The organism is Synechococcus sp. 1G10 (assembly GCF_002252625.1).
GTDB lineage: Bacteria > Cyanobacteriota > Cyanobacteriia > PCC-6307 > Cyanobiaceae > Regnicoccus_A.
This window is the reverse complement of record NZ_NQKW01000030.1, coordinates 1-22932: the sequence shown is the minus strand read 5'-3', so window position 1 is coordinate 22932 and position 22932 is coordinate 1. Positions and strand designations below refer to the sequence as shown.

General features: G+C 65.0%; 23 protein-coding genes. 17 read left to right on the top strand and 6 right to left on the bottom strand.

Translation table 11 applies throughout. From position 1 onward, the window contains the following. Positions 1 to 4: 4 nt before the first annotated feature. Positions 5 to 661 (bottom strand): DUF2993 domain-containing protein, encoded by a 657-nt coding sequence (locus CJZ82_RS16085; RefSeq protein WP_233130326.1) that lies wholly within the window; start codon positions 659 to 661, stop codon positions 5 to 7. A 142-nt stretch (positions 662 to 803) separates the two neighbouring features. On the opposite strand from CJZ82_RS16085, the gene CJZ82_RS16080 reads away from it, so the two are divergent. Continuing rightward, on the top strand, positions 804 to 1781 hold the full coding sequence (locus CJZ82_RS16080) for an outer membrane protein (protein ID WP_094556760.1): 978 nt from the start codon (positions 804 to 806) through the stop codon (positions 1779 to 1781). A 40-nt stretch (positions 1782 to 1821) separates the two neighbouring features. On the opposite strand, the gene CJZ82_RS16075 is transcribed toward CJZ82_RS16080, so the two are convergent. From CJZ82_RS16075 to CJZ82_RS16060, 4 genes are all read right to left on the bottom strand, one after another. Then, positions 1822 to 2712, bottom strand: coding sequence for an alpha/beta fold hydrolase (locus CJZ82_RS16075; protein WP_198949819.1), 891 nt, complete (start codon positions 2710 to 2712; stop codon positions 1822 to 1824). Beyond that, a complete protein-coding gene (locus CJZ82_RS16070) occupies positions 2709 to 3866 on the bottom strand; it encodes an iron-containing alcohol dehydrogenase family protein (RefSeq protein ID WP_094556759.1) in 1158 nt (385 codons plus the stop codon). The genes CJZ82_RS16075 and CJZ82_RS16070 overlap by 4 nt, the downstream gene beginning before the upstream one ends. A 14-nt stretch (positions 3867 to 3880) precedes the next feature. Continuing rightward, entirely contained in the window at positions 3881 to 6451 is a 2571-nt protein-coding gene (locus CJZ82_RS16065) for an ATP-dependent Clp protease ATP-binding subunit (RefSeq protein WP_094556758.1), read from the bottom strand. Between the two features lie 218 nt (positions 6452 to 6669). Further along, positions 6670 to 7146 (bottom strand): GNAT family N-acetyltransferase, encoded by a 477-nt coding sequence (locus CJZ82_RS16060; RefSeq protein ID WP_094556757.1) that lies wholly within the window; start codon positions 7144 to 7146, stop codon positions 6670 to 6672. Positions 7147 to 7185: 39 nt separating this feature from the next. Between CJZ82_RS16060 and lysA the strand changes: the two genes are divergently transcribed. The 13 genes from lysA to CJZ82_RS15995 all read left to right on the top strand — a co-directional run bounded on the left by lysA (position 7186) and on the right by CJZ82_RS15995 (position 19253). Next, complete coding sequence (lysA, locus tag CJZ82_RS16055; RefSeq protein ID WP_369820103.1) at positions 7186 to 8616, top strand: diaminopimelate decarboxylase; 1431 nt, start codon at positions 7186 to 7188, stop codon at positions 8614 to 8616. A 20-nt stretch (positions 8617 to 8636) separates the two neighbouring features. After that, positions 8637 to 9500 carry a diadenylate cyclase CdaA gene (gene cdaA / locus CJZ82_RS16050; RefSeq protein WP_094556756.1) on the top strand — a complete coding sequence of 288 codons (864 nt, stop codon included), beginning with the start codon at positions 8637 to 8639 and terminating at the stop codon, positions 9498 to 9500. Beyond that, a complete protein-coding gene (locus CJZ82_RS16045; RefSeq protein WP_094556755.1) occupies positions 9497 to 10300 on the top strand; it encodes an isoprenyl transferase in 804 nt (267 codons plus the stop codon). Before cdaA ends, CJZ82_RS16045 begins: the two co-directional genes overlap by 4 nt. 122 nt (positions 10301 to 10422) lie before the next feature. Beyond that, positions 10423 to 11331 carry a biotin synthase BioB gene (bioB, locus tag CJZ82_RS16040; RefSeq protein ID WP_233130327.1) on the top strand — a complete coding sequence of 303 codons (909 nt, stop codon included), beginning with the start codon at positions 10423 to 10425 and terminating at the stop codon, positions 11329 to 11331. A 40-nt stretch (positions 11332 to 11371) separates the two neighbouring features. Then, positions 11372 to 12280: a rhodanese-related sulfurtransferase gene (locus tag CJZ82_RS16035; RefSeq protein ID WP_233130325.1), complete on the top strand. Its 909-nt coding sequence runs from the start codon at positions 11372 to 11374 to the stop codon at positions 12278 to 12280. Continuing rightward, on the top strand, positions 12277 to 12642 hold the full coding sequence (locus tag CJZ82_RS16030; RefSeq protein WP_094556753.1) for a hypothetical protein: 366 nt from the start codon (positions 12277 to 12279) through the stop codon (positions 12640 to 12642). Before CJZ82_RS16035 ends, CJZ82_RS16030 begins: the two co-directional genes overlap by 4 nt. After that, entirely contained in the window at positions 12639 to 13406 is a 768-nt protein-coding gene (locus tag CJZ82_RS16025; RefSeq protein WP_094556752.1) for a class I SAM-dependent methyltransferase, read from the top strand. The genes CJZ82_RS16030 and CJZ82_RS16025 overlap by 4 nt, the downstream gene beginning before the upstream one ends. Further along, on the top strand, positions 13403 to 14290 hold the full coding sequence (locus tag CJZ82_RS19500) for a cupin domain-containing protein (protein WP_304442173.1): 888 nt from the start codon (positions 13403 to 13405) through the stop codon (positions 14288 to 14290). The genes CJZ82_RS16025 and CJZ82_RS19500 overlap by 4 nt, the downstream gene beginning before the upstream one ends. Next, positions 14287 to 14580 carry an antibiotic biosynthesis monooxygenase gene (locus CJZ82_RS16015; RefSeq protein ID WP_233130324.1) on the top strand — a complete coding sequence of 98 codons (294 nt, stop codon included), beginning with the start codon at positions 14287 to 14289 and terminating at the stop codon, positions 14578 to 14580. Before CJZ82_RS19500 ends, CJZ82_RS16015 begins: the two co-directional genes overlap by 4 nt. A gap of 6 nt (positions 14581 to 14586) precedes the next feature. Continuing rightward, on the top strand, positions 14587 to 15570 hold the full coding sequence (locus CJZ82_RS16010) for a DUF952 domain-containing protein (RefSeq protein ID WP_094556750.1): 984 nt from the start codon (positions 14587 to 14589) through the stop codon (positions 15568 to 15570). Continuing rightward, a complete protein-coding gene (locus CJZ82_RS16005) occupies positions 15567 to 16121 on the top strand; it encodes a hypothetical protein (RefSeq protein WP_094556749.1) in 555 nt (184 codons plus the stop codon). Before CJZ82_RS16010 ends, CJZ82_RS16005 begins: the two co-directional genes overlap by 4 nt. 1192 nt (positions 16122 to 17313) lie before the next feature. Further along, the gene (locus CJZ82_RS16000) at positions 17314 to 17640 is read left to right on the top strand and encodes a hypothetical protein (RefSeq protein ID WP_094556748.1); all 327 of its coding nucleotides are present in this window, start codon (positions 17314 to 17316) and stop codon (positions 17638 to 17640) included. Positions 17641 to 17852: 212 nt separating this feature from the next. After that, the gene (locus CJZ82_RS15995; protein ID WP_094556747.1) at positions 17853 to 19253 is read left to right on the top strand and encodes an NAD(P)/FAD-dependent oxidoreductase; all 1401 of its coding nucleotides are present in this window, start codon (positions 17853 to 17855) and stop codon (positions 19251 to 19253) included. Positions 19254 to 19570: 317 nt separating this feature from the next. Here CJZ82_RS15995 and CJZ82_RS15990 read toward each other — a convergent pair whose 3' ends face one another. Further along, positions 19571 to 20242: an isoprenylcysteine carboxylmethyltransferase family protein gene (locus CJZ82_RS15990; protein WP_094556746.1), complete on the bottom strand. Its 672-nt coding sequence runs from the start codon at positions 20240 to 20242 to the stop codon at positions 19571 to 19573. 969 nt (positions 20243 to 21211) lie between these two features. Between CJZ82_RS15990 and CJZ82_RS15985 the strand changes: the two genes are divergently transcribed. From CJZ82_RS15985 to CJZ82_RS15975, 3 genes are all read left to right on the top strand, one after another. Beyond that, positions 21212 to 21622 (top strand): tellurite resistance TerB family protein, encoded by a 411-nt coding sequence (locus CJZ82_RS15985; protein ID WP_094556745.1) that lies wholly within the window; start codon positions 21212 to 21214, stop codon positions 21620 to 21622. A gap of 152 nt (positions 21623 to 21774) precedes the next feature. Then, positions 21775 to 22146 carry an AbrB family transcriptional regulator gene (locus CJZ82_RS15980; RefSeq protein ID WP_094556744.1) on the top strand — a complete coding sequence of 124 codons (372 nt, stop codon included), beginning with the start codon at positions 21775 to 21777 and terminating at the stop codon, positions 22144 to 22146. Between the two features lie 95 nt (positions 22147 to 22241). Continuing rightward, a complete protein-coding gene (locus tag CJZ82_RS15975) occupies positions 22242 to 22892 on the top strand; it encodes a hypothetical protein (RefSeq protein ID WP_094556743.1) in 651 nt (216 codons plus the stop codon). Positions 22893 to 22932: the final 40 nt, after the last annotated feature.

Below are 22932 nucleotides of genomic sequence, written 5' to 3'. Positions count from 1 at the left end.
TCGCTCAGGGGGAAACCCGGGCTTCGCCCTGGAGCTGCAGCATGTCGGCTTCGAGGCTGGCCCGCTCGATGCGGATGTTCGGGTCCATCGGCAGGCGCCCGCGCAGGTGCCCGTTGAGGTCGCGGATAACGACACTGCCCTGGTCGGCTTCGGGGCGGGTTTCCAGCTCAATCAGCTGGGCCTCACCATGGGCCTCGGCGGCAATGATCAGGATGTCCCGGGCAATGCGCAGCTGCCTGAGAGGGCCAAGGCCGAGCAGCTGCTCCCCTAGATGGTCACTGAGATCCCTCCAACGGGGACGGTTCAGGGAGCCGCTCAATCCATCGGCCGTGAAAGCCACCTTGCCGCGGATGAGGAAAGCATGCTCCAGCTGCACAGGTTGGCCGCGCAGAACCCCAGCGACCTGGATCCGCAGGGGATCGCTTTGGAGCTCCACCAACTCGATCTCCAGCCCCTGATACACCACCTGGCGGGCCATCAGGCTCACGCCGTCGAGGCGGCCGCGCAGCAGGTTGAGGGCGGAGCCATGGAGCTGGATCTCCAGGCTCTCGACGGCCTCGCATTGACTACGAATCCAGAGCTGGAGCCCGGAAGCGAGCAGTTGCAGCACCGGACCACTGCTGGACGAACGCGTCGGCTCCGCGGGTTCAGCTCCAGCCATGCAGGCGAGGTCAGGAAGGCTCCTCCTAACAGAGTCAGTTTTCCTCTGCCTTCAACCGCCTGCCTCCGGCCGTCAGCAATGCCTGATAGCCAGGTGAAGGTCTGGCTCCCATGTGGCCTGAACACGCACCAGGAATTTGATAATGGGGAAGTACACAGAGTTCATCATGAACTACAAAAAATCTTTAGCTGTTTTAACCGGGGTTGCCGCCAGTGTCGCTGGCGCCTTCCTCGCCATCCCAGCCCGTGCCGCCGAGCCCGCCGCCGCAATGGCACCCGGTTCTGCCGCCCTGCTCTCCCCTGATGGAGCTGCCATCGCTCTGACTCCCGCAGCTGAGCCCAGCGCCAATGTCACCGTGGCCCAGAGCTACGGCAGCAGTGAAGCTCCGCTTTATGAGCAGGCCACCGGCTGGTACCTCGGCTTGGGTCTCGGCGCTGCCTGGCCCACCGACACCGGCATTCGCACCCGCAACCTGGATGACCGCGGCTTCGAAAACGTCAACGGCGATCTCAGTTTCGGTGGTGGCTTCTCCGGCGATCTCGCGGTTGGCTACGACTTCGGCGCGATTCGCACCGAGCTGAGTTACGTCTACACCAGCTCCAGCGTCAACGACGTGTCTTTCTCGGTTGATGGGAACGACTACGACCTCAATTCCTCCGGTTCCATCAACAAAAACGACATCTTCGCCAGTGCCTACTGGGACATCAGCACCGGCAGCCGCTGGACCCCCTACATCGGCGGCGGTATCGGTTATACCAACCTGAGCACTCCCCGCATCAAGGTCTCCAATGACGGTGACAGTGCCTCCACCGGTGGCGCGAACGTGGGGCTGTTCGGCTGGCAGGCCAAATTGGGCGTCAGCTATGGCATGAGCAACGCCAGTGACGTCTACCTTGAGGGCACTTACTCCGGCGCCTCCGGATTCGACGGCGAGAACATCCGCTACGACTCCTACAACGACTTCGGCGCCAAGCTGGGCTTCCGCTACCGCTTCGGACAGCCGGCTCCAGAGCCGGTGGTGGTGACCCCAGCCCCCCAGCCCGAGCCCGCTCCCGAGCCCGCTCCCGAGCCGGCTCCCCAGCCCATGCCAGAAGCCGCTCCGATCCGCGGCCTCTGGTGAGCTGAGGTCCTGCAGGCCCGTCGGCCGCCGATCTCTGGTTTCAGCAGACGGCGGCCACGGCTTCTGGCCGGTCCAGGTGGGGGAGGTGGCCGCAGGCCGCCAGTTCCTCGACCCGATCGCCCAGCAGTGCAAGGGCGGCTTGCTTCTGGGGCTGGCGCAGGATCCGGTCATCGGCTCCCCACAGCACCTTGAGTGGCTGGCCTGGCAGTGGATCTCCGCAGCCGGCGAACCCTCCGCTGCGGGCGAAGCGGCCCAGAGCTTCGCCCCAGCCAATCACCTGAAGGTGGAGCGAAGCGATCTCCTCCTCGGCCGGCCCCACGCTGATGTCGGGGTTGGCGAACGCCTGCCGGCAAAGCCCGCGCCTCACACCAGGCAGGGCAAGAAAGCTCACCCCAAGGCGATCCAGCAGCGGGGGCAGGGGCATGGGGCGTCCGGTGAGTCCGGCGGGTGCCAACAGCAGCAGCCGGCCTACGCGGGAAGGCAGACGCCGGGCCAGCTCCACCGCTACTGCTCCGCCCATCGAGGCGCCGATGACACCTAAGGGCGGCGATATGTTCGGTGCTGAGGTCGACTCGATGCGCTCCACCACCGCCATGAGGTGGTCGATCACACCACCTGGGTTGTATCGGCCGGAACTGGGGCGAGGACTGAAGCCAAAACCGTAGAGGTCGGGAATGAAAAGCCGAAAGCGGGATGCGAGCAGTGGCGCCAACCGCCGGAACTCCAGCAGAGAGCTGTCGAAACCATGCAGGAGAAGCAGGGGTTCACCTTCTCCGAGCACGGCAACGGGCCATTGCCCTGTGAATCCCGGCAGCTCCCACCACTGCACTCGTCCAGCCAGGTCGCGCCCCTGGGGATCAAGGAGGTTCTTGGCGGCTCTGGTGATCAACTCCTGACCCTGACACCACTCCACCTGGGGGAAGCGGCTCAAGGACTGCTCTCAGGGCTAAGGCTGGTCTCGGAGCAGGGAGCTGGAACGTTTTCAACCTGGCGTGACTCCACCATGGTGCTCACCATGGCGGTCAGCAGGTCGTTGGCGCTGACAGCGAAGGGCAAGTGGTGCAGATCTGAGCCTGGCTGAACGGCGAAAGCGCAGACGGTGTTGAGGTCGTTGAGGCTGGCCTCAGTGAGGCCGAGGTCTTCGAGACTCACCGGCAGACCCAAGGCCCTGAAGAAAGGGATCAGCTGGCGGCGGGCCTGGCTGGCCAGGCGGTATCCACCGAACAGCTCCTCCAACCGCAATTGGACCAGCACGCCGAACCCCACCTTTTCACCATGGAGAAGGTGGTGACACGCGGGCAGCTGGGTGAGTCCGTTGTGAACAGCGTGAGCTGCCACGGTGCGACAGCGGGCGCCACCAAGGCCTCCGATCAGGCCGGCAGTGAGAGCTGCGGCCTCCGCTACCCGCACCCAGGCTTCGCCACCGGGCTCTGCCAGGGCTGCCTCACCCTCCAGCAGCAGTTGATCGCGCAGGACTCGGGCCTGCTGCACCGCCTGCTGCACCAAGCCATCACCACTGGCGCCACTGCTCACTGAAGACTCGTACCACTTGGCGATCGCATCGGCGATGCCGCTGGCGAGGGTGTGCCCAGGGGCTTTCAGGACCAGATCGTGATCGAAGATCAACAGGTCGGGGCAGCGATCGAGGGCCACATCGGAGCGGAAGGCTCCCTCCGCCGAGTAGAGGTTGGCCAAGGCTGTCCAGCCGGCGCAGGTGGCTGCACTGGTGGGCACGGTGATGCACGACAGGCCGAGACGATGGGCCAGCAATTTGCCCGCATCGAGCACCTTGCCCCCACCCATGGCAATCACGCCATCGCAGCGTCCAGCCTGGGCTTCTGCCGCGAGGCGCTGGAGATCGTCCTCACAGCAGTCGAACAGAAGGGTAGCTGCAAGGGGATCAAGACCCAGTTGCAGCAGATCCGCGCAAGCTTGTATGCGCAGGTCAGCTGTAGCGGGGCTGCGGCCCAGCAGTAGCGGTCGGCGGCAGAGGGAGGGAATCGAGTCGAGTGAAGACGACCACGCGGATGGGCCCCGCACCAGGCGGGCGGGGGCAATCGCGTGCTGACTGAGAGCTGTCACCATCAAGGATCAAGGCGTCAGACGCTGGCACCGGCCAGTTCCGGCTCCGCGACCACAGTCTGGTGGCGGATCACCACCTGCTTCTCGTCGTTGACATCGACCAAGGCCGAATCTCCCTCTTTCAGACGGCCGGAGAGGAATTCCTCGGCCAGGGAGTCTTCAAGCAGACGCATCACGGCGCGGCGCAGCGGACGAGCGCCGTAGCTGGGGTTGTAACCCTCTTCAACAAGGCGCTCCTTGAAGGCCTCGGTGACTGAGAGGCCGATGCCTTTCTCCTGCATGCGCCCGAACACTTCACGAAGCATGATCTCGGCAATCTCTTTGACTTCGTCGCGGCTGAGTTGCCGGAAGACGATGATTTCATCAAGACGGTTGAGAAACTCAGGACGGAAGTACTGCTTGAGCTCCTCGTTGACCAAGGAACGGATGCGGTTGTACTGAGTTTCCTCGACAGCAGCGCCGGAGAATTCAAAACCAAGGCCGCCACCTCCTTTTTCAATCACCTTCGAGCCGATGTTCGAGGTCATGATGATGAGGGTGTTCTTGAAATCAACCGTGCGGCCTTTTGAATCAGTCAGTCGACCGTCTTCTAGGAGTTGCAGCAACAGATTGAACACATCGGGGTGAGCTTTTTCGATCTCGTCGAAGAGCACCACGGTGTAGGGACGACGCCGAACCGCCTCAGTGAGCTGTCCGCCTTCGTTGAAGCCCACGTATCCAGGAGGCGAACCAATCAGTTTGCTGACGGTGTGACGCTCCATGAACTCGGACATATCAAGGCGGATCATCGCCTCCTCGCTGCCGAAGAAATAGGCGGCCAGGGACTTGGTGAGTTCTGTTTTACCCACGCCGGTAGGGCCGGAGAAGATGAAACTGGCAATCGGGCGGTTGGGATTTTTCAGACCCACCCGGGCACGACGGATCGCCTTGGACACGGCTCTGACAGCCTCGTCCTGACCGATCAGGCGCTGGTGCAGGGTCTCTTCCATGTTCAGCAACTTCACCGATTCGCTCTCGGTGAGTTTCTGAACGGGCACACCGGTCCAGGAAGCAACGATCTGGGCGATGTCCTCTTCTGTCACCACCGGGTGGCGCTCGCCGCTGGAGGATGCCAGGGCAAGGTCGGCTGCGGTATTGACCTCGGCTTCGGCCAAGGCCTCGGCGGATCCTTCGACGGCGGTTGAAACCGCCGGTTCCTCGTCGCGACGGGCCTGAAGGATTGAGCGGATCTGATCACGCAGTTCCACTTCCTTGTCGCGCAGTTCGCCAGCCTTACCGAAATCCTGCTGGCGAACGGAATCTTCCTTCTGCTTCTGAATGGCCCGCAGTTGCTTGTCAAGCTCCTTGGCCGCAGGAGGCAGCTTGGAGTTCAACAGGCGCACGCGGCTGCCAGCTTCATCGACCAGATCAATGGCCTTGTCGGGCAGGAAGCGATCGGAGATGTAGCGATCACCGAGGGTGGCGGCTGCCACGAGGGCTTCATCGCTGATTTTCAGGCGATGGTGCTGCTCATAGCGCTCACGCAAGCCTCTGAGGATCTCAATGGTGTCGAGCACGGAGGGCTCGCCGACCATCACTGGCTGGAAACGCCGCTCCAGAGCTGCATCCCGCTCGATGTGCTTGCGGTATTCATCCAGGGTGGTGGCACCGATGCACTGCAGCTCACCGCGGGCCAGAGCCGGCTTGAGGATATTGGCGGCGTCGATCGCTCCTTCTGCCGCACCTGCACCGATCAGGGTGTGCACCTCATCAATCACCAGGATCACATTGCCCGCGCCCCGGATCTCTTCCATGATTTTCTTGAGGCGCTCCTCGAATTCACCCCTGTACTTAGTACCGGCCACCAGCAGGCCGATATCAAGGGTGAGGACTCGCTTATCTTCAAGGATGTCGGGAACCTCACCGACCACGATGCGTTGGGCAAGCCCTTCAGCGAGAGCCGTCTTGCCGACGCCGGGTTCACCGATCAGCACAGGGTTGTTCTTGGTGCGGCGACCGAGGATCTGCACAACCCGATCGATCTCGTTCTGGCGACCCACCACCGGATCAAGCTTGCCTTCGGCGGCCAACTGGGTGAGGTTGCTGCCGAATTCGTCTAGGGTGGGGGTTTTGGTGGAGCCTTTGCTGCCGCCACCACCAGCGGTGACCTCTGCGGTTTCACCCAGCATGCGGATCACCTGGGTGCGCACCTTGGCCAGGTCAACCCCAAGATTTTCCAGGACGCGAGCTGCAACGCCCTCGCCTTCCCTGATCAGGCCCAGCAGCAGGTGCTCAGTGCCGATGTAGTTGTGGCCGAGCTGACGGGCCTCTTCCAGAGAGAGCTCAAGTACCCGTTTGGCCCGAGGCGTGAACGGAATTTCAACGGCCACAAATCCGGAACCGCGGCCGATGATCTTCTCCACCTCGACACGAGCGTCTTTGAGGTTGACACCCATCGACTTGAGAACCTTGGCAGCCACGCCCGTGCCCTCACCGATCAGACCCAGCAGGATCTGCTCAGTGCCAACGAAGTTGTGACCCAGCCTGCGGGCCTCTTCCTGGGCCAGCATGATCACCTTGATGGCCTTCTCGGTAAACCGCTCGAACATCTGCGGTGCCTGTGCAAGTGCCACCAACCTATCAGGGCTGAGAGGGTGTGCGTGAATCTGCCTTCAATTCAGGCAGAATCATTGCCACAGCAGGGATAAGGCAGCTAAATCACCACACATAGGAGGCTGGATTCGTACGGCCTTACGCATCAACAAATGGCGGCAATCCGTACCTTCGTGATCGCCAGTGATGGGTAACCCAGTCAGCGCTGTCACAACTATCCAGTTGTGTCATCGAGTTGGCGCCATTGGATCAGAGCGTCCTGTCCGTCGCGGTAGTAACCGCGACGGCGGCCGGTGCTGCGGAATCCGAGCGAGTCGTAGAGCCCAAGCGCGGCCGTGTTGCCAGCCGCCACCTCCAGGCTGGCAGCGCTGGCGCCGCGCTCACGCCCGTCCCGGATCAGTTCGTAGAGAACCATGCTGGCCAGGCCGATGCGGCGATGCCCGGGGTGCACCAGCACCAGCAGGATCTGCAGCTCATCGAGGATCAGCCAGCTGCTGCCCACCGCCACCAGCTCGCAGCCGTGAATTACCCCGAGCACGCAGCGCCCGCTCGCCTCCAGCTCCTGGCTCCACTGCGGCAGGTCCCAGCCCTGGGGCCGGCAGAGCTGATCCAGTTCGTGGCAGGCTCCCGCGTCGTCTGGAGCCAGACGCTGGGTGCTCAGCTCGATCGGCCCAGCCCCTTCGATGCTCATCCTTACGATTGGGGTCAACAGGACACAGCCCCAAGGATGATGCCGAAGACCGTCTCTCCCGTCACTCCGGCAGATCAGGCCGTTGGCAGCGTGTCCTCGCCCAGCCGGGCGATACGCCCCTACGAGGCGAATGCCGATCCGCTCAGTCCCAACCGCAACCTCACCCCCCTCACCACGAGCCTTGATGGCCGCGACAGGCTCCAGGTGGGTGGTTGTGATCTAGGCGAGCTGGCCCGGCGCTACGACACACCGCTCTATGTGCTCGACGAGGCCACCCTGCGAGCCAGCTGTCGTGCCTACCGCGAAGCTCTTGCCGCCCACTACCCCGGACCATCCCTGGCGCTCTACGCCTCCAAGGCCAACAGCAGCCTGATGCTGAGTGCTCTGGTGGCTTCCGAAGGTCTCGGCCTCGATGCCGTCTCAGAGGGTGAGTTGCTGACCGCCCTGCAGGGGGGCATGCCGCCGGAGCGGATCGTGCTCCATGGAAACAACAAGTCGGATGAGGAGCTCTACCTGGCGGTGGCCCACGGCGTGACCGTGGTAGTCGACAACGACCATGACCTGGATCGCCTCGCCGAACTCGCTCCCGCCGCCGGCCGGGTGGTGCCGCTGATGCTGCGCTTCACTCCCGGCATCGAGTGCCATACCCACGAGTACATCCGTACTGGCCACCTCGACAGCAAGTTCGGCTTCGACCCCGACCAGCTGGAGCCGGTGCTGCGCCGCCTGGCTGGGTGCTCCTGGGCCAGTCTCACGGGCCTGCATGCCCACATCGGCTCCCAGATCTTCGAACTGCAACCCCACCGGGATCTGGCTGGGGTGATGGCTGATGCCCTGGCCCTGGCCCGCTCCCTCGGCCACCCCGTGCGCGATCTGAACGTGGGCGGTGGCCTTGGCATCCGCTACGTGGCCTCCGATGATCCCCCGACCATCCAGGAGTGGGTGAAGGGGGTGGCGGAGTCCGTGCTGCGCGCCTGCCGCGAACGGGATCTCGAGCTGCCCCGCCTGCTCTGCGAGCCCGGCCGCTCCCTGGTGGCCACTGCCGGCCTCACGCTGTACACGATCGGCAGCCGCAAACAGATCCCCGGCCTGCGCACCTATCTCTCGGTGGATGGGGGGATGAGCGACAATCCACGGCCGATCACGTATCAGTCGAGCTACACGGCGGTCCTGGCGGAGCGGCCCACGGCTGTGGCCACGGAAACGGTCACCGTGGCGGGCAAGCACTGCGAATCCGGCGACGTCCTGCTCAAGGACCTGGCCCTGCCTCCCAGCAGCAGCGGCGATCTGCTGGTGGTCTTCGCCACCGGCGCCTACAACGCCTCGATGGCGTCGAACTACAACCGCATCCCCAGACCCGCGGCGGTGCTGGTGCATGGGGGTGAGGCGGAGCTGGTGCAGCGGCGGGAGCGACCAGACGAACTGCTGCTCCACGACGTGCTGCCAGAACGTTTTCGGCCGATACCATGAATCAAGCGCTGTAGGGATCTGTGATCTGGCTGAGGCTCCTCGATCTGCGCCTGCTGCTGGATCTTCTTTTTGCCTCGGCTCTCGGGATGCTGTTGCTGGTCCGGGTGCGTGAATCGCGCACTCTCTGGCTGCTGCGGGGCTGGCTGTTTCTGGTGGCCCTGGTCTGGGTGGTGCAGCGCTTCGCCAACCTCCCCCTCACCACCCGCCTGCTGGAGGCGGTGGTGCTGGGCTGCAGCCTGGCCCTGGCGATCCTGTGGCAGGGAGAGCTCAGGCGCCTGATGGAGCTGCTGGGCACCGGCCGCCTTGACGTTCTGCTGGGAAACCAGGGTGTCTACCAGGAGATGTCGGGCGCGGTGGCGATGCTCACTGAGGCGGCCGGCCTCCTCTCCCAGGGCCGCCGGGGCGCCTTGATCCTGGTGGATCTGGGCAGCGATCTGCGCCCCGAAGACTTTCTCAACCCCGGCATCGAGCTCGACGCCATGCTCTCGGTGGATCTGGTGCTGAACCTGTTCGCCGCCGATACGCCCCTGCACGATGGGGCCCTGCTTGTGCGCGGCAGCCGGATCCTCTCGGCTGGGGTGATCCTGCCCCTCTCCCGCCAGGGCATCACCCGCTACGGCACCCGCCACCTGGCGGCCCTGGGCATCACCGAACGCTTCAATCGCTGCCTCTGCATCGTGATCTCCGAGGAGACCGGCACAATCTCCCTGGCCCGCCAGGGCAAGCTGGAGCGGCCGATCACCAGCAGCCGTCTGCGTGAGCTGTTGACAGCCGCCCTGGCGCCCTCCTCCACCAAAACCCCGTCCAAGAGCCCAGGAGGTTCGGTGGTGCCACTTCCCACTGGACGTACCGTGGCCGAGGACACGCCCGAATCCCGCGCATGAGTCGCTCTCCGGCGACCACCGACCCGATCCAGGTTGCAGCCCAGCCATCCGCGCTGCTGCCCGCCTGCCTGGATCCCGCCCGGTTGCCGGCCCATGTGGCCGTGATCATGGACGGCAACGGTCGCTGGGCCCGGCAGCGCTGTCTGCCGCGGATGATGGGGCACCGCGAGGGAGTGGAAGCCCTCAAGCGCACCCTGCGTCTCTGCAGCGACTGGGGCATTGGAGCCCTCACCGTCTACGCCTTCTCCACCGAGAACTGGAACCGGCCCGGCGAGGAAGTGACCTTCCTGATGCACCTGTTCGAGCGGGTGCTCGCCCGTGAACTCCAGGCCCTGGAGAGCGAGCGGGTGCGCATCCGCTTCCTGGGCGACCTTGAGCAGTTGCCTGAGGCGCTGCAGGAGCGTATTGCCGCCGCCGAGGCCCGCACCGCCACCAACACCGGCATCCACTTCAACGTCTGCACGAACTACGGCGGACGGCGGGAGCTGGTGCGGGCGGCCAGGCGCCTGGCTGAACGTGCGGCCCGTGGTGAACTCGACCCAGCGGCGATCGATGAGGCCCACTTCGAGGCCGAGCTGCTCACCGCAGGTGAGGTGGATCCCGATCTGCTGATACGCAGCAGCGGCGAGTACCGCATAAGCAATTTCCTGCTCTGGCAACTGGCCTACGCCGAGATCCACATCACCGATGTGCTCTGGCCCGATTTCAATGAGCAGTCCCTGCTGCGGGCCGTGCTGGATTACCAGGGCCGTCAACGGCGCTTCGGGGGGGTCGAGCCCATGCTTCCCCCCAGCGCCTGACCCCCACTCTTCTCCCACTCCCTGCTCCTTTGACCACGACGACCCGCCCCTCGGCCGCCGCCGCTTCGGCCCCTGACCTGCGCCACGACTGGAGCCGCGGTGAGATCCAGGAGCTGCTGGAGATGCCGCTGATCGACCTGCTCTGGCGGGCCCAGACCGTGCACCGGGCCGCCAATCCGGGCTACCGGGTCCAGCTCGCTTCGCTGCTCAGTGTCAAGACCGGCGGTTGCGAGGAGGACTGCGCTTACTGCCCCCAGTCGATGCATAACAGCAGCGACGTGAGCGGGCGGCCGGAGCTGGAGGTGGAGCCTGTGCTGGCCAGGGCCCGGGCCGCAAAGGCGGCGGGGGCCCATCGCTTCTGCATGGGCTGGGCCTGGCGCGACATACGCGATGGCGCCCCCTTCGAGGCGATGCTGGCGATGGTGCGCGGCGTGCGGGAGCTGGGGCTGGAGGCCTGCGTGACCGCCGGCATGCTCAGCGACGCCCAGGCCGAGCGGCTTGCGGCGGCTGGCCTCACCGCCTACAACCACAATCTCGACACCAGCCCCGAGCACTACGAGCGGATCATCACCACCCGCACCTACCAGGACCGGCTGGAGACCCTGGCCCGGGTGCGGCGGTCGGGGATCACGCTCTGTTGCGGCGGCATCATCGGCCTTGGGGAAACGACCAGCGATCGCGCCGGCCTGCTGCAGGTGCTCGCCAGCCTCGACCCCCATCCCGAGAGCGTGCCGATCAACGCTCTGGTGGCGGTGGAGGGCACGCCGCTTGAGCAGCAGCCGCCGATTGATCCACTCGAGCTGGTGCGGATGGTGGCCACCGCCCGCATCCTGATGCCCTTCAGCCGGGTGCGCCTGAGCGCCGGCCGTGAGCAGCTCAGCCGCGAGGCCCAGATCCTCTGCCTGCAGGCGGGAGCTGATTCAATCTTCTACGGCGACACCCTGCTCACCACCGGCAACCCTGATGTGGACTCCGACCGGGCGCTGCTGGCGGCGGCGGGTGTGAACGTCCTGGAGGTGCCCCCTGGTTAATGCTGCCTCTGGTCGGAGCGAAGCACCAGCGATCCAGCAGGTGACGGCCTTCTATCGTTTCGCGGCCCTGAACACCGACATCCTCCCGGCGCTGCGAGAACGGCTGCAGCAGCTGGGCCGAACCGCCGGAGTTCATGGCACTGTGTTGCTGGCCCAGGAAGGGGTGAACGGCACGATCAGTGGTACGCCACCGGCGGTCGAGAGCCTGCTGGCTGCGCTCCAGAAAGGCGCTGGCCTCGATGCGTTGGAGCTGAAGTCCAGCTGGAGCACCGTGGTCAGCTTTGATCGGCTCAAGGTGCGCCTGAAGCGGGAGATCGTCACCCTGGGAATCGAGGGGCTCGATCCGACTCAGGGGGCGGGCACCAACGTGGCGCCCGAGGCGTGGAATGCGTTGATCGACGATCCCACCACCTTGGTGATCGACACGCGCAACGCCTACGAGGTGGCGATCGGCAGTTTCGATCGGGCAATCGATCCCGGCACCGCAAGCTTCCGCGACTTCCCCGCCTGGGTGGAGCAGGAGCTGCGCCCTCTGGTGAAGGAGCTACGGCCCGAGCGCCTGGCGCTCTTCTGCACGGGCGGCATCCGCTGCGAGAAGGCCACCACCTACCTGCGCCAGCAGGGGTTCGAGGGGGTGCACCAGCTGCAGGGCGGCATCCTGCGTTACCTCGAAGTCACCCCCGAAGCCCACAGCCGTTGGCAGGGCGAGTGCTATGTGTTCGATCGGCGCGTGGCCCTGAACCACCGGCTCGAACCCGGCAGCCACAGCCAGTGCCACGCCTGCGGCCTGCCCCTGGGCCCGGAGGATCGCGCCCTGGAGAGCTACGTGGAGGGGGTGAGTTGCCGCCATTGCATCAACCGCTTCAGTGACGCCGACCGCCAGCGGTTCGCCGAGCGTCAGCGGCAGCTCGTGATGAAGAAGGAGCGCAGCGCCCGGGTTGAGCCATGAGCGCGCCGGCCCTGATCCTGCTGCTGCTGAGCCTGGGCCAGACCGTGGCGGTGCCGGGCACGACCGCCACGGTCAACTTGGAATCGGTGCAGGACCACCGTTGCCCCAAGGGTGTGATGTGTGTCTGGGCGGGCTACGTCGCCGCAACCCTGGGCGTGCGCGAAGCGCCGGGCCAACCGATCCGGCAGGTGGTGCTCAGCCAGCCACCGCTTCAGGCCCCAACGATGACAAGTCGGCTGGTGATTCAGGACCAGGCTCTGACCCTGGAGCGCGTCGAGCCGCAGCCAAGCTTTCGCCCTACGGCTCCCGTCCTGCCCGTGCGGGTGCCCCTTGGCGTCCGTCCAGTGGAAGGAGCGCCATGAGCGATCCTTCCCAGCAGCTCTGGCACCCGGAAAGCTATGCGGCCAGGGGCCGCTTCGTTTCCGATCTGGGGGCACCGGTGTTGGAGCTGCTCGATCCCCGGCCCGACGAGCGCGTGCTTGATCTCGGCTGCGGCGATGGGGCCCTCACCGAGCAGCTGGTGGCAAGGGGGGCACGGGTGATCGGCGTCGATGCCAGCTCGGCCATGGTCGCGGGGGCCCGGGCCCGGGGGCTGGACGCCCGGATGCTCGATGGCCAGGCGCTGACGTTCGAGGCCGCCTTCGAGGCGGTGTTCTCCAACGCCCCCCTGCACTGGATGCTGGAGCCGGAGCGGGTGATCGCGGGGGTGCATCGGGCCCTGGTGCCGGGGGGGCGGTTCGTGGCCGAGCTGGGGGGGCACGGCAACGTGGCCGCGATCCATGGCGCCCTGGAGAGGGCGCTGATCGCGAGGGGGCTAACGGCTCCCCGTGACACCTTCTTCCCCACCCCCGAGCACTACGGCGGCCTGCTGGAGGCAGGCGGCTTCAAGGTGGAGTCGATCGCGCTGATTCCCCGCCCCACCCCCCTGCCCGGCGACATCGGTGACTGGATCACCACCTTCGCCCACGGATTTCTGGCGCCGCTGCCGCCCGAGGAGCGCCCGGACCTGGTGGCGGAGGTGGCCCTGGCCCTCCGGCACCAGTTGTTCGGCGTCGATGGCATCTGGCGCGCCGACTACATGCGCCTGCGCTTTCGCGCCATCCGCCAGGAAGCGGCCCAACCATGAGCGCTCAGGCGTTGCCCACCACGGCGGCAGAGATCGAGGCGCTGGTGACTGCCTTCGAAGCCGGCACCCTGCCCAAGCCCCACTGGACCCACGAAGCCCATCTGGTGGTGGCCCTCAAGACCCTGGATCAGCGGCCGTTCAACGCCGCCCTCGATCACCTGCGCACCCGCATCCGCGCCTACAACGAGGCCACGGGCACCGCCAACACTGATCACGCCGGCTACCACGAGACCCTCACGGTGCATTTCCTGCGCGGGGTGAGTGGCCACATCGCCCGCCACCCCGGCTGGCCCCTGGAGAACTCCCTGGCCGCTCTGCTCGCCTCCCCCCTGGCGGAGCGCGACTGGCCCCTGGCCGCCTACAGCCGCGCACGTCTGGAATCGATCGAGGCTCGCCGCAACTGGCTGGAGCCCGACTTAGGCGCCAAGGCCCTCTGGGCGGACGCGGCGCCAGCACGCTCCCTGGGCAGCCACTACCCCGCCCCTTTCGCTGCCCTGATGAAGGGTCGGGAGAAACGCATGCTGGGGGATGGCTTCGGCCTGAGCAGGTTCGGCGTCAACCAGACCCGACTGGCGCCGGGTGCCCGCACCGCCCTGCGCCATGCCCACAGCCAGCAGGACGAATTCGTCTACGTGCTCGAGGGCCATCCCACCTTGATCACCGATGACGGCGAGCGGGAACTGACACCGGGGCTGGCGGCGGGCTTTGCCGCCGGCGATGGCAACGCCCACCACCTGATCAACCGCACGGCGGTGGAGGTGGTGCTGCTGGAGATCGGCGACCGCAACCCCGGCGATCAGGTGGACTATCCCGACGATGACCTGCAGGCCCTGTGGCTGAAAGGCCAGTGGCACTTCAGCCATAAGGATGGGACGCCCTGTTGAGTGTCTCCATGCACCATGTGCTGATCATCCATGCCGTGGCCGACTACGACGCCTGGAAAGCGGTGTTCGATGACGCGGCGGGGATGCGCAAGGTCGCTGGTGAGATCAGTTACCAGCTTCTACGGGTCGATGGTGCCGCCGACAACGTGGTGCATCTCTCCGCCTGGACTTCGCTGGAGAGGGCTCGTGGCTTCTTCGAATCCGAGGAGCTGGTGCCGATCCGCCAGCGGGCGGGGGTGAGCTCTCCTTTGTTCCTCTACCTCGAGGAGATCGAGCGGGGCGTGCTGTAAGAGCCCATGGCTGACCTGCCGGTCCTGTACAGCTTTCGCCGCTGCCCCTATGCGATCCGGGCGCGGCTGGCCCTGGCGGCGGCGGGGCTGAAGCCAGGACGCGACATGGAGCTGCGGGAGGTGAACCTCAAGGCCAAACCACCGGAGCTGCTGGCGGCGTCAGCGAAGGGCACGGTGCCGGTGCTGGTGCTGCCGGCCGATGGCGCCAGCGTGATTGATCAGAGCCTGGCGGTGATGCGCTGGGCTCTGGAACGCCACGACCCCTGGGATCTGCTGCGACGTGAAGAAACCCCAGGCGTTGGGGCCCAGCGAGCGTTGATTGAAGCGTTGATCGCCAGCAACGACGGCCCCTTCAAGCACCACCTCGATCGCTTCAAATACGCCGTCCGTTACCCCGGCACAGACGCCGAGGGGCACCGCTCGGCGGCTCTGGCGATCCTGCGGCAATGGAACGAGCAGCTGCCGCAGTTGGGGAATCGAACCTCTCTGGCGCATATGGCCCTGCTGCCGTTCCTGCGCCAGTTCCGCCTGGCGGATCCGGAGGGATTCGATGGCGCACCAGGGCTAGCCACTCTGCAGGCCTTGCTTGGGCGGTTCCTGGCCAGCCCGGAAATGGCGGCGGTGATGACACCGCCCTGGGCGCCACGGGCAGCCTGGCGCTCTCCGGGCCACCTGTTTCATCTGGCCCTGGCTGAGGAATGGCACGCCGCCAGACGCCAGGGCAGCTACCGACGCTCCACCCGCTGCCTCAGCCTGGAGGAGGTGGGCTTCATCCACGCCAGCCATGCCGATCAGATCGAAGCCACCCACCAGCGCTTCTACGCCGACGCCAGGGAGGTGCTGCTGCTCACGATCGACCCCGCACGGCTGGCGGCGGTGGGCATTGCCGTGGTAGGGGAGCCAGCCGGAGAGGGGGGCGAACTCTTCCCCCATATCCAAGGAGTGCTGCCACTGGAGGCGGTGCTGTCCTGGGAGCCTTTCCCCCGATGAGAAGCCTGGCGGAGCTGGAGGCGTGGGGGGCGTCGCGGGGGCTGCTCCTGCGCCTGCAGGTGAGCGGGCCCGCGGCGCTGCGGGGGCTGCGGGTGGGGGTGGCCGGCTATGGGGCCGATGCTGCTCCCCAGCTGCTGGGGGAACTCAAGGGCTTGGCAATCCCTCTGCCCGACGGCCTTCACCTCGACACCCTGCGGATCCAGGTGCCCCGCGGCGATCTGGCTGCTGCGCTGGTGGGTCCGTTGATCTGGGCCGCCACGTTCACTTGGGCCCTGGAGCACACCCCCTGCCGCCGCGCCGAGCTGCTGGCCATCCGCGACGACGAGCACCAGCACAGGCGCCTCGTGCGCTACTTCCGCCGGCTGGGTTTCGAGCCGCTGCGGGAGCTGGGCGCCGGTGTGCTCGATCTGCCACAGCGCTTGATCTGGGGTGGCTCGGGCCTGCTGATGCGGGGGGAGTGCGCTGAGGGCCTGCGGCGCTGCGAGCGATCGCTTGGCGTCATCGATGGCGCTGCGGTTCCAGCAGCTCAGCCAGGAAGCAGGGGAGCCTGATGCCGGGCTGAGCCTGGAGGCCGTCTGCCGCTGCTCATTGAGGGCCGGAGTCAAGCAACCGCGCTGGCTCTGGAGATCGATCGGGCCACGGTCGTCCTGCCGTGCCACCTGCCCGCAGAGCTTTGCTCAGCTTGCGCAAGACAACGAGATGCTGCGCCGCCTTGCGTGAACCGCACGACGGAACTGGCAACCCTGCCTCTTCCAGAAGTGCAGGGCAGCGGGGCTTTCGCGCTCGTGGAAGTTCGGAGCAAGACAAGCGTATGAGTAGAGAAAGCCTGGGAGACTTCCTGACGAATAAAGGGAAATCAAAACAAGATAAACAGTCTCAGGCCATGATTCGTCGATCTCCTGCATTCCCCAGGCGATTCGTGACAATAGCAGATAAATCAAACGCAGTAACATTCCTGGCCGAAGCTCAGTAAGCCCGCAACTCAAGAATCCAGTTTTTAATCCGGAGCAATTTGGCCTGGTTTCAGAGTTGTTCTGAATTCACCATTGATTGAGGCGCCTGCACGGCTCATGTCCTTTGTTGGCTTGGCATTGAATGATTTGACAGTATGAGTTGCAATCATGAGTTGGAATCATGAGTGCAGATTAATTCCCTCCATAGGAATCGGCCTGGAGCAGCCGTTTTGTCAATCCTGGTTTTTCTGCTCCATCCTCTCCTGCTCGGCTCAGCGATGCACTGCCACCAGCTCAGGAAGAGGCCTTGATTGCAGGTCGCCACGGGAAGCGGGTGGGGTGGATCGTCGCTTGATCACAAGCCGCCCGATCCATTTGTGCTCCGCGTCACGCCTGAGCGGCAGGAGCCCACCTTGGAGACGCTCTCAACCGGCTCACAGATCTACCGTTCTGAGAGCAACTTGACCATGGAGTGACAGCCGTTCAGACGTTGACGGCCTCCGCAGGCCATGCAGCCACACCATCCATTTGGTGTGTTCGCCGGTAGTTGATCCGGTAGCCCACTCCACCCTGGTGATCTTGAGTTCCGCCTCCCCGACGGCCTATCCCAGTTCGCCGACCCAGATCGCGCTCTTGGCCAGCCTGCCGCTGCTGGCCGCCGCTCTGGTGGCCCCACGGCCATGCTGCCCGGCTGGACCGTGCCGCTGCCGGCCCTGGTTGTGGCGCTCTGGACCTGCTGGTTGGCGAGCCGACCAGAGCAGACCCTGCCCCGGCCGCCCGGCGCTCGGCTGTGCTGGTGATCACCTTGCTGGGGGGCCGTTACCTGGTCTGGCGGATCGGGGCGCCCCTCGACCTGGCCACGGCCGTGAGCACGGGTCTGAGCCTGCTGATGCTGGTGGCGGAGCTCACGCTGCTGGCCAATGGCCTGTTGCAGCTCTGGCTCACCTGGGCTCGGCAGCCGCCGGTACCCCAGGAGGCTGCCGCCGCAGAGCGGACCCTGCAGCAAATCAGCGGCAGCCAGACCGGTCCCAGTGCTGGATGTACGGGCTGTTCTGGAGAAGGCGCTGGCCATCCTGGAATGGCAGGAGCTGGAGCAGATCGGATTTCTGGAAACTAAGGCCCGCTGGCTCGAAGCGGCCCTGAAGAACTGTGAGTTTGGTGCCGATGCTGGAGGCACCATCGCTGCTGCCAGGGCTGCGGCTCGATCTGGGCGAACTCCGGAACGCCTGAGCCCCTGCAGGAGCGAGGTCGAAGTCGGCAGCCGTTGCGACAACGATCAGTGCTGCTTGCTGCATAAGGTTTGTATGTTCCGCGTGTCACGCCTCCCAGATGACACCGGAGCGTTTCTTCCTCGAACTCGATCCGCCCGAAGCCCAGTGGCAGGACCTCCCCCATGTGGTGATCGTGGGCGGTGGCTTCGCCGGTCTCAAGGTCTGCCACGCCCTGGCCCGCAAGCCTGTGCGCGTCACCCTGATCGACAAGCGCAACTTCAACCTCTTCCAGCCGCTCTTGTATCAGGTGGCATCCGGTCTGGTTTCGGAAGCCGACGTGGCCTCGCCCCTGCGCCAGATGGTGGGCCAGGCCCCCAACATCCAGATCCTGCTGGGTGAGGTGGTGGACATCGACCCCGAAGCTAAGGAGGTGGTGTTCAACGACCACCGCTACGGCTACGACCATCTGATCCTGGCCAGCGGATCTGGCAGCACCTACTTCGGCCATGAGGAATGGCGGCCCCTGGCGCCGCCGATGAAGATCCTCGAGCACGCCGATGAGATCCGCCGCCGCCTGCTGATGGCCCTGGAGGAAGCGGAGCAGACGAAGGATCCTGAGCATCTCCGCTTCCTCCAGACCGCCGTGGTGGTGGGCGCCGGACCAGCGGGCTGCGAACTCGCAGGCTCACTGATCGAGCTGATGCACCGCGCCATCCGGTACGACTTCAAGCAGCTCGATCAAGACCGCTGCCGAGTGGTCCTGGTGGATGTGGTGGAGCGGGTGTTGCCCACCATGCACCCCAGCCTGTCGGAGGCGGCCGGCACTTATCTGGGCCGGGCGGGAGTGGAGCTCAAACTAGGAGCGAAGGTGGAGTCGATTGCTCCGGGGCGGGTCAGCCTCGTCACCACCGGCGAAGCCGGGGAGCCCGAGCAGCTGGAGGCGGCCACCATCTGCTGGACCGCCGGCGTGCGCGCCTCCCGCCTCGGCAAGCTGCTGGCCGACCGCACCGGTTGCGAGGTCGACCGGGGTGGGCGTCTGCTTGTGGAGCCCGATTTTTCCATCCCCGGCCATCCCGAGATCCGGGCGGTGGGGGATCTCTGTTGCTACAGCCACACGGGTGATGGCAAGCCCCTGCCCGGGATGGCGGGCCCGGCTGTGCAGATGGGAGGCTGGGTGGCCCGCGACATCCTGGCCAGCCTGGAGGAGCGCCGCCTGCCTCCCTTCCGCTGGACGGATCTCGGCAGCATGGCCGTGATCGGCCCCTTCCATGCTGTGGCCGACCTGCGCGGCCTGCATGTGACCGGCCTGCCGGGCTGGGTGCTCTGGGCCCTTGCCCACCTGGCCTTCATCCCCGATACGGAGAACCGCATCGCCCTGTTCAGCAAGTGGATGTGGCAGATCGCCACCCGCCAGCGCACCGCCCTGTTGATCACCGGCCGCCCCGACCAGCACCTCGGTGTGGACGTGGGCCTGCAGCGTGCCGTGCGGGAAGAACAGGCTTCACGTACGGCCGCCTGAGCAGCAGCCGTGACGAATGCACTGCCGCACTGCAGTCGAATACCGCAGATCACATTGCTTGCCGCCGAATACGAGAAGGTTGCTCGGCGCCATGCTCGCCCTGGGCGATGAGCTGACTGCCTGCGGCAGGGGAGGTGTCGGCATTGACAGCGAGAAGTACCTGCTTCAGCAAACCCAATGCCAGCAGGCCCTCTATGGACGCATTGGATAGACCTGGCAAACGGGTTTCGGGTGAATCCGCATCACCCGCATCCGCACCCGCACCCGCACCCCGACGAGTACCACGGTCGTGACGGCTTAGTACGGCTGCGTGGGCCTCACCAGAGGCCTGGCAGGAGCCGCGCGCTGCGCTGCTGCCAGGCGCTGAATTCCGGGTACTTCGCCGCCATCTGCACTTCCTTCTGGCCAATGCGCTGGAGGTAGATCAGCAGCACCAGCCCCGGCACCAGGTAGGCCCAGATGTTGCCGGCCACCACCGCGAAGCTCAGGTAGCGCAGCAGATCGCCGAGATAGTTCACATGGCGCACGCGCCGCCAGATGCCGTCGCTCACAAGGCCAGCACCCATCGCTTTGGCGGTGGTTTTCTGTGCATCGGCGCTGGCGTTGATTAGGCTGCCGAAGCTGAACAGCCCCAGCGCCACGGCCACGGCGGCCTGGGAGATCGGCACGGGATTGAGAAAGGCCAGCAGCCCAGGCAGGCTGTAGAGCACCCCGATGAACAGCAGGGCGAAGCCAAGCCCCACCACCCCCACACGCTCGCTGAATAGCTGGCGAGCCCGCTCAGGAAACAGCCACTGCTCCAATAGCCACCAGAGGCAGTAGCTGATGTGCAGGCTGAGATAAAGCACCTGGCGCATGTCCTTCACCCCGACCACGGCCGCCAGCACCAGCAGCAGCACGATCGTGAGCACCTTGGCGATGTTGATCGCTGTGAGTTGGCTCCAGCCTGCCGGTGCAGCCTGTCCCTCGTCCCGTGCTGATTCAGCCATCCGCGCGCCCTCGCTGGCGGCACCTTATCGACCCTGGCGGGCGTTGCGATCGTGATCAAAAGTCATCTGATCCCCCTGGGCCGAGGTGGGGGCTGTGGATCGACCATGTTGAGCAGCACCAGCCAAGCCGCCACCGCCACGATGCCGCCGTGTTGAAGAGTGCAGGGTAGGGGGTCGACCATGGCGTCGCCTCATGATTAACCGCTCAATTGATAGCTCACAACTGGCTTGCTCTTTGAGCCCCAATCCCTGTGATTGCTGAGGGAAGCGGGAGTTGATGGGCTTGAAGGGCGCCCAGATGTCGATGGCTCCTGTAACTGCGTAAGGGCTCCGTAGCCAACCAGCATCCAATCCTCGGCGCGGAAGGTTGCGTAGGGAGAGGAAACAGGGCTCATGGCAGCTAGGCAAGTACACCCGTACTAGTCGCTTTGCTTGCTGGTGTCAACTGGCATGAAGCGGGAGGTCAGGGAGGCTGGTCATCTGGTGCAGGCCCATGGAGAATCTCCTTAGCAGGTTCACCCACCAGATCTGGTGTTTTAGGCGATGCCCAAGAGCAGAAACCACCATCAGGAGTACATGGCTCGTCTAGCACTCTCCCTGCCGAGTTCACAACGAGGTGTTTGCGATCACATCGGGGAGTCGACATGACGAACGGTGGAAGCATTGAGCCAATGGACACAAGAACAGCCCAAGTCTCGGAAGTGCATAGGCATTTGTACTTACCGCGCTGAGAGCGTCTCGTTCGTTACCCCCCTTCGCAGGGCTGGGTTTCTAGAAATAAAGATGTTGGTCTGTCGGGAGCATCCTTGCCGCTGGAAGGGCAAGGCCAGCGGTTCCAAGCCGGGAGATCTCTCCCGCAATGAGCTTCTGCGGTCCCTCCGGAATCAAGTCACCTAGTTCTTACCCCCCATTTGCCTCATGACATCCACGCTTCCTCCTGTTGGAGATCCTGCGACTCCGTCATCTCCAATGGATCCAACACGGGCCTTTGTCGCCGTGGCGCTCGCCGCTGTCTCATGGGATGGAGTGCTTACACCAGCTGGATCACGCGCTCTGCGCCATGCCCTGGATTACAGGGCCCCTTTCTCCGACCTCACTGAAGTGGCGATGGTGCAATTGTTGGACTCCGTTCTCGCCGATCTTCGCGCCGAAGGGCCGCAGCACCTGATGCTCGAGGCAGCCGAAGCACTCAGTCCGCGGCAATGCCATACCGCCTACGCAGTGGCTGCTGAAATCATGCGATCGGATGGGCCTCTGGAGCCAGATGAACGCAACATCCTCACCAGCCTGGCCTACACATTCAAGCTGGAGGGGCTGGAGACGGACATCGTTCACACCGTGATGGACGTGCTCCACGCGTCCCTGCTGGAGACGGAATAGCCAGAGCTGTGCCAAGGTCACACATATTTGGATGTGAATGGTGATGGCGAGGCCTGCTAAATCCTCCGCTGATAGGGCGGACACCCGCACCTTTCTGCCCTTGTCACCAATAGCCTGATCGTTATGGTTCAGCTAATCGATGCACTACTACAATGGCCCTAACCGGATCTGATCTGCTCGCCAAAGTCAAGGAGCTGGGTGATGCCTCCAAGTCCGATCTGGTGCGAGCCGCCGGCTATCTCAGTACCAAGAAGGACGGCAGCGAGCGACTGAACTTCACCGCTTTCTATGAAGCCCTGCTGGAAGCCAAGGGCGTCAGCCTCGGAGACGGTGGTGGCAACGGCAAAGGGAAGGCCGGTCGTAGCCTGAGCTACGTGGCCAAGGTTCAGTTCAACGGCAACCTGCTGGTGGGCAAGGCCTACACCGCTCTGCTTGGCCTCAAGCCTGGCGATGAGTTCGAGATCAAGCTGGGCAAGAAGCAGATCCGGCTGATCCCTGTTGGCGGCAGCGACGACGAAGATTGAGGGAGCGTTCACCTCTGTTACGGGTGGCGTCAAGGCCTCAGTCGCTGAGGGTGTGAGCCACAACTTTCCCTAGCGTTGCTGCCCCTGACAGGGGCATGGTGCACGAAAACCAGCTCGTCAACGACTGCCTGCGCCGCTATGGCGGTGCACTGCTGTTCATGGCACCGGAGTGGAGAGAAGACCAGCGAGCGGTGCCATGCCAGATCGTGGATGTCTTTGCGCTGCAGGTGGTGACGGGTTTCACCCGTGACCCACAGGGAAAGCTGCTTCTGGAGGCCCATCCCTCTGTTGCGGCTGGCCGCAGCTGGTCGCTGGCCAAGGCCATTCAGCTGGCGCGACTTGATGCCAGACCAGAGCGGTGGGTGGTGCTGCAGCGCAACAACAGAGCGTGGGGGATGTTCTGGGCAGGTGGTGGACTGCATCGCTGCCGCCAGGAACTGCTGGAGACCTCGCAATCGCCAGCACTGTGCTCCGCCATCGTTCCGGTGACGCCGGAAGCAGTGCTGCGGCTGGTTCTCAATCTGGCCATCGAGGACACGGCTCGCGCCGCAACGGCCCTCCAGGCCGATGACCCGCCTGCAGTGGTGGGTGGTTCCGCAGTCCTGAAGGCTGTGCTGTTGACGTCTACAGCCTGGCTTGCCGTGCTGGCTCTGACTGCTGCCGGCTTCCTGGGAGTGCTGCGCGAGCAGGACCGCAAGCTGGAACTGCTGTTGGAGCGGCTGCCACCGCCGGCCGCCGATCGCTGATGACCAACCAGCCCCATCTCCACAGTCCGCTCTACATCGA